The following is a 13003-nucleotide window of genomic DNA, read 5'->3' on the forward strand; positions in this document are numbered from 1 at the left end:
AAGTATGACTAAAGATTTAGTTGAGGATAGTATTAAAATAACTTTTTATAAACACGAAAAACTATTTGTTTTAAATAAAATTGAATTATCAGGCACATGGGGTTATGGAAATTATGATATTACAATTTTTACAGAAAAAGAACAAATTAATATTAATAATTTACAATTATTTAATAAAAATAATGAAAAATTATCATTGATTATATTAGAAATATAAAAAGTTATTTAGATTTATAAATCTAAATAACTTTTTAATTTATTTTTAACATCTATATTTGGCTCACTATCATTATTTCAACGATAAAGAGACTTAAAATATTCTTGTTTATTATCATCTTCTCATCTTTTAATTAATACATTTCCAGGATTTCTTTTTTCAACCAACATTAATCCAGAATTATATCCTTGTTTAACGCTATATTGAATAATGTATTTACCATACTGATCAATATTTGTGACATTAGTATTTTCAAATTTAAATAAAGCAATTTTTCAACCAGCATTTTTATCACCACGCCATACTACAAAATAATATTTATTATCAACTTGACTAAATGGTTTTTCTTGTGGTGCTATTCATTCTAAAACCCCATCTTTTGTTTTTATATTATTTTTTTCTTTTAAATCTGATAATTCTTTTTCTGTATATTGTGGTGTATTACAAGCAACTAAACTTGCTGTACTTGTTCCAATTAAAGTGATTGTTCCTAAAATAGTTATTATTTTTTTCATTTTATACTTTTTGTTTAATTATTTAAAAAATTACTATTAATTATATAAACATTACTATTATTTGTTACAATATATATATTTTTTTTATTATAATTAATGTAAATTGATTTAATTTCTTTTTTATTTATATTACCAATAATAGTTTTGTGAGAATATCCATCTTTATTCATTTCATAAATATTACCATCAGTTGTTCCAATATAAAAATAACTTACATGATTAAAAGTTTTTATAGCGGCTACAGAACTAACTTTTTCATTGTTAGGAACTTTAATTTCTCTTGCATCTCAACTATTTGCTGGAATATAATAAAGTTTTCCACTATATGTCATCGCATATGCACTACCCTCATGATCAATGTCAATAAATTTTATACTTTCATTTTCATTTATATAATTTATTTTTCCTACATTACCATTGCTTTGATATTTAAAACAAATACCATTTTGAAATCCAGTTCATAAACTTCCTGCTTTAACATAAGAACTAAGAGTACTATCTTTTTCTAAAGTTAAAATAAAGGTTGCTTTTATAATATTTATATTACCATCTTGAGGAAAATTAAGTTGTGATGCATCTCAACTATTTGCTGGAATATAATAAAGTTTTCCACTATATGTCATCGCATATGCACTACCTTGGTTATCAATACTAATATATTTTACACCTTCATTTAAATTATTAATTCTAGTTAATTCATAATCTTGTAAAGATCCTTCTTGATATTGAAAATAAACACCGTCAGTTGTTCCTATATATTTAGATCCTGCTTTAACATAAGAACTAAGAGTACTATCTCTTTTTAAGATACCGATTGAAGTAATTTGTAAACAGTTTTGTATTTTTCTTGGTACTCTATTTCTGTCCCTTCTTCTTATACCACTTGTAGAAGGTTGACAATTATTAAGTTCTTGATTTGTCTGTGCTGTTGTACTAATAACATTAATATTATTAGCATTACGTGTATTTTGATTTCTTGAATTTTGATCTCAATTTATAACTATATTATTTATATCATTTGATCAAGAAACTGTTGGCCTTGGATTATTTTGTTGTCTTGTTCTTAAATTTTGAATCATATTACGTATACTTCCTGTACGGATAGCTTCTGTTGATGTTAATAAAATACTACGTAAGCTTATTCTCATAAAATTATCACCATTATTATATCTTATCCTGTGAATATTATTATCAAGGATTATTTCTCTATTTGTTAACATATTATTAATTTGATTATATGAATTAACAATACTATCTCAGCTAATTTCTCCATTTCTACCAAGAGTACCATAATCTCCATCAAAATTTAAATCATAGGTATTATTAGTATCAATATCATCTAAGCGCGGAATTTGAGCATCACTAAAATGAAAATATCTTCTGTCACTTTCATTATTTCTATTTATTAAAATAAAACCTTGAAGATACAAATGTGTTGATAAAAAAACTAATTCACTTCTATAATTATCATTACTATCATTATCTATAGGCATGATAACAATTCTAGACAAATCATTTGCATAAGAAGTATTAAAACCTAGTAATCTATCTTCAAAAGTGGTTGTATTTGGAATAAGGTTAATTAAAATATTATTTTGAACCAAATTTTCTATAATTTCATTTATAGAAATTTCATAATCATTATTAGTTTCATAATCAATTTTTAAACTTGATGTAGTATAAAAATTTTGATTTAATTTACCTTTTTTACTTCTGTTTTTATAATTTTCAGTAAGAATTCAGGCCCCTCCATTATTATCAACTTTTATATCTTGTATTGCTTCATTTAAGCCAGCAACTTGCCCAATTTCTTCTCTATTGTTTTTTCGATAGTAAACTCCATTTTCAGTTGCAATTCAAACATCAGCAGCGTTTGAACTTGATGCATTAGGCACTAAACTTATTGAAAGAACAGGAACTTGAATATAACTAAGGAAATACGCGTTATTTGTTATAGTTTGTTTATTATTATCAACTCAATAAAGCTTACCACTTTTGGTAAGAATTCAGGCCCCTCCATTATTATCAACTTTTATATCTTGTATTGCTTCATTTAAGCCAGCAACTTGCCCAATTTCTTCTCTATTGTTTTTTCGATAGTAAACTCCATTTTCAGTTGCAATTCAAACATCAGCAGCGTTTGAACTTGATGCATTAGGCACTAAACTTATTGAAAGAACAGGAACTTGAATATAACTAAGGAAATACGCGTTATTTGTTATAGTTTGTTTATTATTATCAACTCAATAAAGCTTACCACTTTTGGTAAGAATTCAGGCCCCTCCATTATTATCAACTTTTATATCTTGTATTGCTTCATTTAAGCCAGCAACTTGCCCAATTTCTTCTCTATTGTTTTTTCGATAGTAAACTCCATTTTCAGTTGCAATTCAAACATCAGCAGCGTTTGAACTTGATGCATTAGGCACTAAACTTATTGAAAGAACAGGAACTTGAATATAACTAAGGAAATACGCGTTATTTGTTATAGTTTGTTTATTATTATCAACTCAATAAAGCTTACCACTTTTGGTAAGAATTCAGGCCCCTCCATTATTATCAACTTTTATATCTTGTATTGCTTCATTTAAGCCAGCAACTTGCCCAATTTCTTCTCTATTTTTTTTTCGATAGTAAACTCCATTTTCAGTTGCAATTCAAACATCAGCAGCGTTTGAACTTGATGCATTAGGCACTAAACTTATTGAAAGAATAGGAACTTGAATATAACTAAGGAAATACGCATTATTTGTTATAGTTTGTTTATTATTATCAACTCAATAAAGCTTACCACTTTCTGCAATTGTAGTTCTTTTTATTCTTTTTAAATTATTTGTTTGCAAATTAATATTTTTATTAATATTTTCTTGTTTTTTATAAGAACTAGCGGCAATTGTTGTTGGTATAGCACTTCCACTAATAGTTAATACACTTAATAAACTTAAAAGTTTTTTCATTTTGTATAATTTCCTTTCTTTAATCTTGAAACTTTTTATCAAGATCTATTGACATTATATATATATATATATATATGCAAGTCAAGCATTTTTAAATCTATTTTAGAAGGAAGTTGAATTATATATGATTATTATTGTGATTATATTGTACTAATCTGGGCTCGTGGTGATTTTCATAAGTTTTGTGAAAAATGCCTTAAAGTTTAAAAAAACTTTTGCCGCGCTTTTCAAAATACTTGGGAAAAATTCTAATCGTTAAGCGAAGAATTTTATAAAGGTTACCCAAATTTGTTTGAAAGAACCTCAAAATTTTTTTAACTTGTAAGTCATTTTATCACAAAAATTTAAGAAAATCAACCGCTCGCCCAAAACCCAAAAAAAATATAAAATGTATTTTTATATGCCCATTTTAAAACGATACGGATAAGAACCATAAAACAAAGCATCATATGGGTCGTGGTACATTTTACTGTCGGGTGTGTTTGTTTTGGTATCACTAAACCTTAATTCACTAATGCACCTCTATCTAAAAATGGAAAATTATCTAACATGCCATATATTTTACCTTGAACAAACATTTTTCTTATTCATGTTACACGATTGATTATGCCTGCTTCTTTATTAAGAGATGTTTGGTGTTTTTTGGCTTTAAATATTTTAATTTTATAACCTAAATAAGGATAAATATCTTCTTGTAGTTTTTGTATAAAGTCGTGGGCATTAATATCATAATGAAATGTAGCATATTCAAAACCATCAAATTTATCAAATGTATTAATTATTCATTGCCCGTAATGTTCAACTATTTCATTTAAATTCATGGCGTTTTTTGGGATAACAACATTTTCTTCAATTAAATATTTATCATATTCATTATTTTCATTAATTTTATAACCACTAAATAAAAATACCGTATGGTCTTCACTACCATTGGCATAATCCACACCAAATGAATAACTATCAAATTGATACTGTTTTGTATTGGAATTATAAAAATATTGTAAATTATACTCTTTAATATATTTACGATAATTTCGTAAAACATAAATGCTGGGGTCACTATCATTATATTCAAAACCGTAGTATTCAAGTTCAAATAAACCGGGTCGTTCTTCTTTATTTGCTAAAACAAGTTTTTTAGTAATATCAGGTATTTTATTTCAAACAGCACCCATAGTTAAACGCAAATTAAAAACACCCAAACCTTTAAATGCCTCTGTATTTTCTGAATATACTTGGTTGTGTTCTTTTAAAATATTTTTAATTCTTTCATTTAAAGATAAATATGGCGTTACAAATTTTTCATAAAAGACATGGTATTTATCAAAAGGGTTAAAAGTAAATTGATTAGAATATGTTTTATGAAAATATGTTGTTACTGTTATGTATTGTTTTGCTATGTTGTCTCATTCTTGACATGTCCAAGATAATTCTTTTACTGGAATAGGATTATCTAAATTATATTGTTCATTATCATTTTCGTCCGTGTATTTTTCATAAGATACTTTTAAACTTTTAGAACGAAACATTGAAACTCTTAAATTATTATATCTTTTATCTAATTCTTTGTCGGTTAAGATTTCTTTTTCTTCGGCATGTATCATTTCATCTGTTCATGCTGATATAATACCGCTACCTTTACCAACTTTCCCCATAATTTTATTACCATTAGCATAACCCGCAAAAGCAACACGAGTACCACTAGGAAAAACAATTTCACCACCTTCTTTAACATTTTTAGGTCAAACAATGCCATTTTCATTGTCGGGTCCTATATTAATCCCATATTTATCATATAAATAATTACAGACATTAATTGTATCACCAAATGTGGTATCTTCGTGGGTGTTGGCGTATCTTCGTAAAATATTAGATGAAGCATCGGTAAAATTACAAGCAAAAAATAATTTTTCTGCTAGGTGATTTCATGTCTTATTAGTACCACGACCAGCTGAGACAAACTTAAAAAAACATGACGAAGTAAAATATCGGGCATAACTATCACCAACAAAATCTTTAAATACTTATCAATCAAAACCAAAATTATAGTCACTAAAATTTAAATCATATTTTTTATTTAAATGTTCATAACTAGTAATTCGTTTTTTATTATTAATTTTACTAAATTCTTGCATATTTATTGACCTCTTTATTTTATATATAATACATTATAAGAAAAAATGAAAGGAATTTGTATAAAAATGAGAAAATTTAAACATTTAATATTTGATGAACGAGATTTATTTAAGGATTTATTATTATCTGATACTTGCAAAAAGAAAAATGGCACAATTAATTTATCTGAAATATCACGACAAACTGGTCGTGGAATTAATACTGTTAAAAGAGAAATTAAGCGATTTAAAAATATACAAGATTATAATCCATATCAAGCACAAAAAGATTATAAACAAAAACGTAAAAAATGCATTAAAAAACTACCTAAATTTACAAAAGAGCAGTTAGATTTTATTAAAATAAGATTTAATAAATACCACGATACACCCGAACAATTAATTTATCGTTATTTCTTGGAGTTTGGTGTTAAATTTCCTGCTTGTGTTAAAACTTTATATAAATGAATCCACTTAGGAAAATTGGGGTTAAGAAAAGAAAATTTACCCCATCGTGGTAAAAAATATAAAACAAAACAAAAACAAGATAATCGTGGAAAATTAATTAATTTTAAATCAATTTGAGATATTGAAAATAAAGTTTCTAGTATTGGTTGATTCGAAATGGATACTGTTGTGGGAAAACACCATCAATCTAGTTGTTTGGTATTAGTTGAACAATCAAGTAACAATTATTTTGCAATGAAATTAAAAAATAATACCGCTAATGAGGTTTTAGAAAAATTTAAAGATATTGTTATAAGTAATAATTTAATTGGAAAAATTAAAGGAATAATAACTGATAGAGGAAAAGAATTTAGTAAATGAAGAGAAATGGAAATATTTGCTGAAACACAAGTTTATTTTTGTGATCCTGGTAAACCACAATAAAAACCACTAATTGAACATATGAACGGCGAATTTAGATATTGACTTTCTAAAGGAACTGATTTTAATAATGTTAGTCAAAAAATGATAGATTGAATAGTTAATGTTATAAATGATAAACTTCGACCGTGTTTAAACTGAATAAGTGCAAAAGCAATGTTTTTACAAAATATTAAATAAATTTATTAGTTAAAATTTAATAAATCATTTTTAGTGTGCTTAAATATACTTAAAATAAGATGAAATTACAAAAATTTATTTTTTTTTGAAAAAATGGTTGCAATTTATTAAAAATATTTTATTATTAATCTAACAAGATATAAATTTGCCGTTTGTATCTACAGAGCGCCTTTAAAAATTAGTTAAAATATGTGGGTTATATATTGATAATGTTGAATGATTTAATCCTTCTCATTGACATTTAGCAGAACAAGCATCAACTTCAACACCACCAGCAACCATTGCCTTAATTTTAGTTTTAATCGGATTTTCATGTAATCTAACAGTTAATTCTAACTTATTAATTCTTTTATTTTTCATTTTAGATTTGTTAGTTATTAATTTTTTAGGTAAATTGCTTTTTGTTTGTGCCATTTTTATCAACTCCTTTTGCTATAAAATATTGTAAATGTTTTCAAGCATCATGCTCATGCTCTGACATTTTAATATTTCCTTTATAAATATAATTTTTCTTAATAACTGGTGATTGTAAAACAAAATTTAAATTAAATAGATATTTACATAAAACTTTTAAACCACCAATGAATTTAGGAGTAGATAATGGGTTTTTTATTTTTAATCCCTTATGCGGTTGATAATCTTCAATTATTACAAGAACTTTATTTAAATAAGAACAAATGTTATTTTTAAATTGATTTAATATTAAATAAATATTATTTATTGCTTCTTCTTCATTTTTGGAATTAAAAGTAATATTATTAATTATTTTCTTTTGCAAAACATTATAAATAATAACACCAGTTTGACCAATTCCGGCAGGATCAATTGCAATAATATATTTTAATTTATTTGGTTTATTTTTTTGTCAATTTGTAATATTTTTCATCCTTCTGTTGCTAAATCTAAAATATCGTTAATTTTATAATGTTGCATATATGAAATAATAACATCTCATTTATCTGCAAATAAATTTAAATACATTTTTGCTCATTCTAAACATTGTAAATCATAATGATTTTTATGATGGGAAATACGACAATCAACCGGTTTACAATTATCTCAATCAAATGATGTTGTTATTTCATTTCAATTTTTATTGATATATTTACTTTTATATTCTTGCATAATATTTTATTCCTTTCATTTTATTTATCTTTTTAAACAAACAGAAAATCCCTTTATGGGTTAATATTTTGATATTTAGTAAGAATATTTATATTTTGATTTAATTAGCTTAATTCGCCATCCACCTCACTTCGGGGGTGAGTGTGGTGGCGATACTAAAACTTTATATTTAGACAGAAGTTTATCCCCCGCGGAAGTAAAACAAATTTACCCAGTTATTAATTACGCTTCATCCATCCCTAGAACTTTATAAAGAAAATAACCTTTTGGAGCTCCACCCTCTTGTTTTTTTAGTGTCCGATATTGTTTTTTTCAGTTTAACAACACTCTTTTTATGAAAACAAACCAAAAAACACGCGCTCTGACATTTCGCAAGTGATTAATCTTGCCGATAATTAAAGAAATAAATAGGAGAGTAAATCCAATCGCTTTCACACTTTCTTTAAGGCTTCGTGCCATAGATGAGTTATTCATCTTTAAGCATCAAAATATTAAGTTTTAGATTGCATTATTCATCAGATAGTACCTTTATTAAAAATGATATTATTAGTTGTTAAACCGAAAAAATATAATAAATCATAGAAAGGAAATTATAAATATTAACTAATTTTTAATTTTAAAGATACTATCTGATGAATAATGCAAATAAAAAAATCGCTCTAATAAGCGATTCCTTTAATTTATATTTAATTACTTTATTTATAATTTTTATAAAACCTAAGCTTTTTTCCGACTACCCAAAAATACCATTCATTTAGTATTTGAAAAAGCAAGAATTAATTTTATTGACATGCTAAAAACAAAAAATATTTAATTTTAATAGACAATTTTAAAAAATGACATTATCATTACATTAATAAAAAGGAGAAAAAAATATGTTTTTAGATAAAAAATTAAAATTAGAATACGAAAACTTTAATAAAAATTGTTTTTCATCACACAACAAACAAGAATACTTTTTAGAAGAATATTGTCCCAATAATGAAAATAAAAGAAATCTTTATTGTCGTGGTAGTTAACAATAAAAACTATATAATACAAAAAAATTTAAAATAATTATTGATACATGAGATTTAAATGAAGCCATTGAATTTTTACAATCTTGCCAAGAAAAAATAAAAAAAGAAGAAAATAAAAATAATACTAATTGGAAAATTAGAGAATAAAATTATAAATACAAAATAATAATAATTTATTTAAAAAGGAAATAACAAAAATGAAAGAAAAAGAAAATATTTTTAAAAAAAGCTTTGATCAATGCATTTTACAAATAATAAATAATCAAAAAAATATTGATTTTATTTTAGAAAATTTTTGAATTGATATTAAAAACATAATTTTAGAAAAAATAAAAGAAAATTTAAAAACTAATTTTATCAAAAATAAAGAGCTGCCCAATTAACTGAGTCTCAATTTAATTAACTTTAAATAATTGGATCTTCAAATTTTACTTTTAAAAAATAATCAGCAAATTCATCAAAGTTTATCAAGATATTTTATTTTTTATAATTTTTTTTGTTCCCTTTCTTATAAGAAAGAACCAGAATTAATTATCCAGAATTATGTGTCTGTATAGCCCCTTAAATAATAATAAAAATTATTATAACTATTAATTATTTAAATTATTAATTTTTTCTTTTCTTATAATTTCTAATTGTTCTATTTCTTTATTTACTAATTCATTAATTTTTTTCTCTAACTCTTTTATTTTTTCATAAGCTTTATTCAATTTTGTATCATCATATTTATTTTCACAATATCTTAAAATAGTATCTCTTATTGAATCATTTATAATTTTTTTACATTCCTCAATTTCTTTATAATTACAAAAATTTTGATCTAATTCATTAGAATATTTGTTTATAATTTTTTCTTTTTCTTGTTCAAATTCTAAATTAATTTTACAAATATCACAATTACTACAAGAACATTCTTTATTTTTATCCATTTTATTTTTTCCTTTAATCAAATTAATAATATCATATTAATTCTTATAGGAAATTTTAATTGTCTTTTTTATTTGACATTATATTTTAATGACGGTATGATGACACACGACTAATGAGGTGAATAAAATTGGCAATCATAGGAAAAACATTTAATAACCATAATATTGAAGCAGCAGATGATGCAAATATACAAAATTATTTTTTATCAAGTAACACAGAAAACAAAATAGGAATTATTAAAAACAATGAAAAAGTACTTTATACGCAAAATAATAACAAAATAACTTTTAATCAAAACTATATTTTAATTTATGGCAGATTATTAGAACTTGAAGAAAATACAGAAATAGAATTAATTCAACCAAGCAATCCCAATGAAACTTACTATGGATATGTAATAATAAAAGTTAATTTAGGACAATCTGATCCAGTTAATTTAGAAATTAAATACAATAACGGCTCAACCCCAAATTTACAAAATGACAATCTAATTAATAAATAAAATGGCATTTATGAAATAGCATTAATTAGTTATCAAACAACATCAAATAATATTACAAATATTAAAGAATTATTAAATTACATTGAGACAGACCAGTTAATTAAAAATATTAAAAAAATTGAAGATATTAAGCAAGAATTTTATAAAAAAGCAGAAAACATTGAAACACAAATTAATAATGAAATTAATAATATTAAAAGGAAATTTAATATTTAATGGAACAAGTCCTTGAAATTATTACAATTATATTATTAGTTTTTACTGGCGGGGGTGCTGGTACAATGGCAATGTGATTAAATAAGAAAAATAAAAATATTAAACAACAAAATGCCAGTCTTCAAAAAGAAAATGAAAACATTAAAAGTGAATTAAAAACAATCAACAAAGAAATATCAAATATACAAAATATAAACAATATTTATATTAAAGAATTTAACGAATTAAAAAGCGAAATTCAATTATCAATTTTACGAATTGAAACAAAACTAGATATTATGACCGTTAATTTCAACAATAAATTATCAAATAACAACGAAATAAATATCAAACAAAAACAAGGAGGAGATAAGAAAAATGAAAAATAAAAAAATTAAACTCTTCTTTTTAAAAATACTATACTGGACTATTAACGGATTAACATTAGGACTGCCGGCATTATTAGCACAATTTAATAAATTACTAATTAAATTAAAAGAAAAAATTAAAAAAGAATGTGATCAATTAGATGATGAAAAAATAGAAACAATAATTAAAAATGATGATGACGCAAAATAAATAAAGGAAATAAAAAATGGGAATTAGAAAAATAACATTTGATAATGGCGGTATTATTTTAGCAAAAGATCAAATAATATTATACGATTTATTACTAAAACAACAAACAAAAACACTTTTACCTAATGGTGAAAATATATATCAAAATTCAACGGGTTTTTTAATCCAAAATGAAAATGAAAAACTAAAATATACATATAAAACAACAGATGATGGTGTTGAATTTACTTTTAATCCGCAATTATATTTAAGTATTTGTGGTCGCATTATAAAATTAGAAAAAAACACAAAATATTCATTTGATTGAAATGATATAGAAAATAATGAAACTTATTATATGGTAATTAGAGTGGATTTAAATAAAGAAGTAAAATTAATAAATGGTGAATTAAAAGAATTTGGCAATCCCGTTGAAGTAAAATTAATTAACATAAAAGAAAAATTAATTCAAGACAATTTAAATCAAAAACCAAATGATGGTATTTACGAATTTCCATTAATAAGTTTTAAAGCAAAAGTTAATAAAAACAATGTTGCTATTATAACTTTTGAAAATATCAAAGATGAAAGTACATATTTATTACCATTTTTAATAGAATCAGCCCACAACCCATCAAAACTATTAACAATCAACCAAAAAATTCAAGAAGAAACTCAAAATATTGAAAATAATCTAACAGATTTAAAATATCGAAAAATGAAAGAATTAAAAGAAGTAGAAGAATATATTTTAAGTAGATATATTAAAAATTGAAAAATAGTTTATAATTCTAAAGAAAGTTTAGAAAAAGAATTTAATCAAAAAAATGATAAATGATATATTTTGATATATGCTAGTAGATTTATATTAAAAGAGAAATATGATCAAGATGATAAAATTAAACTCTTTGATTTTTATAATACAGCTGATGGAATAACTTACAAAGCAATAAAATTTGGTACTGCAAAATATGCCACTTTAGAAGATTTGATTTTTTATCGTTGAGATGACAGTATAGATGAACCAAATACACCAATTATTGATTTATAATATGTATTTCGATAATTTTTGTAAATTGTAAATGCAAATTAAATATTTATTCCATTTTAATCTGTAATTTATATATAATTTTAGAAAAAATATTTTAGTTTAAGATTTAATTTAATTTTTTATTTTAATATTTATAATTGTTATAATAATTTATTTTAAGTTGAATAGATATTACAATAATTATAAATATTAAATTTATATTTAAAAAATAAAAAGTTCCTCCCAAAAAATTTAGCAAAGTCTTTTTTAACTTTACATATTTTTTGATGTACACTTTTTTGTTTTATTTTATACTTTTCAATTAATTTGTCTTTTTTGTTGGCTAATAATTGGTGTATTTGGTTCATCTATACTGCCATCTCAACGATAAAAAATCAAATCTTCTAAAGTGGCATATTTTGCATTACCAAATTTTATTGCTTTGTAAGTTATTCCATCAGCTGTATTATAAAAATAAAAGAGTTTAATTTTATCATCTTGATCATATTTCTCTTTTAATATAAATCTACTAGCATATATCAAAATATATCATTTATCATTTTTTTGATTAAATTCTTTTTCTAAACTTTCTTTAGAATTATCAACTATTTTTCAATTACTGTTTTTGGGCGGTTTTTCTAATTTATATTCATATTGTGATATATTACCATTTTTTATTTTATTATTATTATTATTTTTACAACCAATTAAATTGTTACTTCCGATAGTAATTAAACTAATTATTCATAAAATACTTAATATTTTTTTCATAA

At 23.4% G+C, this 13003-nt stretch carries 17 protein-coding genes and 1 pseudogene; 9 read left to right on the forward strand and 9 right to left on the reverse strand.

Annotated features, from left to right (window positions below; genetic code table 4):
• The first annotated feature begins 4 nt into the window (after positions 1 to 4).
• Entirely contained in the window at positions 5 to 217 is a 213-nt protein-coding gene (locus AACK78_RS04405; RefSeq protein ID WP_338954655.1) for a hypothetical protein, read from the forward strand.
• Between the two features lie 14 nt (positions 218 to 231).
• On the opposite strand, the gene AACK78_RS04410 is transcribed toward AACK78_RS04405, so the two are convergent.
• The 3 genes from AACK78_RS04410 to AACK78_RS04420 form a co-directional block, all read right to left on the reverse strand.
• Positions 232 to 732, reverse strand: a complete 501-nt coding sequence (locus AACK78_RS04410) for a lipoprotein (RefSeq protein ID WP_338954657.1) — start codon at positions 730 to 732, stop codon at positions 232 to 234.
• A 14-nt stretch (positions 733 to 746) separates the two neighbouring features.
• Complete coding sequence (locus AACK78_RS04415; RefSeq protein ID WP_338954659.1) at positions 747 to 3689, reverse strand: hypothetical protein; 2943 nt, start codon at positions 3687 to 3689, stop codon at positions 747 to 749.
• A 503-nt stretch (positions 3690 to 4192) separates the two neighbouring features.
• Positions 4193 to 5344 carry a hypothetical protein gene (locus tag AACK78_RS04420; protein ID WP_338954661.1) on the reverse strand — a complete coding sequence of 384 codons (1152 nt, stop codon included), beginning with the start codon at positions 5342 to 5344 and terminating at the stop codon, positions 4193 to 4195.
• Between the two features lie 175 nt (positions 5345 to 5519).
• Here AACK78_RS04420 and AACK78_RS04425 point away from each other — a divergent pair, with 175 nt between their 5' ends.
• Positions 5520 to 5687 (forward strand): hypothetical protein, encoded by a 168-nt coding sequence (locus AACK78_RS04425; RefSeq protein ID WP_338954663.1) that lies wholly within the window; start codon positions 5520 to 5522, stop codon positions 5685 to 5687.
• Between the two features lie 203 nt (positions 5688 to 5890).
• A pseudogene (locus tag AACK78_RS04430) lies at positions 5891 to 6871 on the forward strand (IS30 family transposase).
• A gap of 171 nt (positions 6872 to 7042) precedes the next feature.
• Here AACK78_RS04430 and AACK78_RS04435 read toward each other — a convergent pair.
• The 4 genes from AACK78_RS04435 to AACK78_RS04450 form a co-directional block, all read right to left on the reverse strand.
• Positions 7043 to 7285, reverse strand: coding sequence for a hypothetical protein (locus AACK78_RS04435; protein ID WP_338954665.1), 243 nt, complete (start codon positions 7283 to 7285; stop codon positions 7043 to 7045).
• Complete coding sequence (locus tag AACK78_RS04440; protein WP_338954667.1) at positions 7257 to 7757, reverse strand: hypothetical protein; 501 nt, start codon at positions 7755 to 7757, stop codon at positions 7257 to 7259. The genes AACK78_RS04435 and AACK78_RS04440 overlap by 29 nt, the downstream gene beginning before the upstream one ends.
• Positions 7712 to 7996, reverse strand: coding sequence for a hypothetical protein (locus tag AACK78_RS04445; RefSeq protein ID WP_338954670.1), 285 nt, complete (start codon positions 7994 to 7996; stop codon positions 7712 to 7714). Before AACK78_RS04445 ends, AACK78_RS04440 begins: the two co-directional genes overlap by 46 nt.
• A gap of 222 nt (positions 7997 to 8218) precedes the next feature.
• Positions 8219 to 8455 (reverse strand): hypothetical protein, encoded by a 237-nt coding sequence (locus AACK78_RS04450; protein ID WP_338954673.1) that lies wholly within the window; start codon positions 8453 to 8455, stop codon positions 8219 to 8221.
• Between the two features lie 416 nt (positions 8456 to 8871).
• Here AACK78_RS04450 and AACK78_RS04455 point away from each other — a divergent pair, with 416 nt between their 5' ends.
• Positions 8872 to 9015 (forward strand): hypothetical protein, encoded by a 144-nt coding sequence (locus AACK78_RS04455; protein WP_338954676.1) that lies wholly within the window; start codon positions 8872 to 8874, stop codon positions 9013 to 9015.
• 197 nt (positions 9016 to 9212) lie between these two features.
• The gene (locus AACK78_RS04460) at positions 9213 to 9398 is read left to right on the forward strand and encodes a hypothetical protein (protein WP_338954680.1); all 186 of its coding nucleotides are present in this window, start codon (positions 9213 to 9215) and stop codon (positions 9396 to 9398) included.
• Positions 9399 to 9605: 207 nt separating this feature from the next.
• Here the strand turns inward: AACK78_RS04460 and AACK78_RS04465 are convergent, their stop codons facing one another.
• Positions 9606 to 9944 carry a hypothetical protein gene (locus AACK78_RS04465; protein WP_338954683.1) on the reverse strand — a complete coding sequence of 113 codons (339 nt, stop codon included), beginning with the start codon at positions 9942 to 9944 and terminating at the stop codon, positions 9606 to 9608.
• A 128-nt stretch (positions 9945 to 10072) separates the two neighbouring features.
• On the opposite strand from AACK78_RS04465, the gene AACK78_RS04470 reads away from it, so the two are divergent.
• From AACK78_RS04470 to AACK78_RS04485, 4 genes are all read left to right on the forward strand, one after another.
• A complete protein-coding gene (locus AACK78_RS04470; protein ID WP_338954686.1) occupies positions 10073 to 10447 on the forward strand; it encodes a hypothetical protein in 375 nt (124 codons plus the stop codon).
• A gap of 215 nt (positions 10448 to 10662) precedes the next feature.
• Positions 10663 to 11031 carry a hypothetical protein gene (locus AACK78_RS04475; RefSeq protein WP_338954688.1) on the forward strand — a complete coding sequence of 123 codons (369 nt, stop codon included), beginning with the start codon at positions 10663 to 10665 and terminating at the stop codon, positions 11029 to 11031.
• Entirely contained in the window at positions 11021 to 11221 is a 201-nt protein-coding gene (locus tag AACK78_RS04480) for a hypothetical protein (protein WP_338954690.1), read from the forward strand. The genes AACK78_RS04475 and AACK78_RS04480 overlap by 11 nt, the downstream gene beginning before the upstream one ends.
• 16 nt (positions 11222 to 11237) lie before the next feature.
• Entirely contained in the window at positions 11238 to 12251 is a 1014-nt protein-coding gene (locus tag AACK78_RS04485; protein WP_338954693.1) for a hypothetical protein, read from the forward strand.
• 288 nt (positions 12252 to 12539) lie between these two features.
• Here AACK78_RS04485 and AACK78_RS04490 read toward each other — a convergent pair whose 3' ends face one another.
• Positions 12540 to 13001, reverse strand: a complete 462-nt coding sequence (locus tag AACK78_RS04490; RefSeq protein ID WP_338954695.1) for a hypothetical protein — start codon at positions 12999 to 13001, stop codon at positions 12540 to 12542.
• Between the last annotated feature and the right edge of the window lie 2 nt (positions 13002 to 13003).

The sequence above is a fragment of the Spiroplasma endosymbiont of Polydrusus cervinus genome, from assembly GCF_964019755.1.
In the GTDB taxonomy this organism is placed as follows: domain Bacteria; phylum Bacillota_I; class Bacilli_A; order Mycoplasmatales; family Mycoplasmataceae; genus Spiroplasma.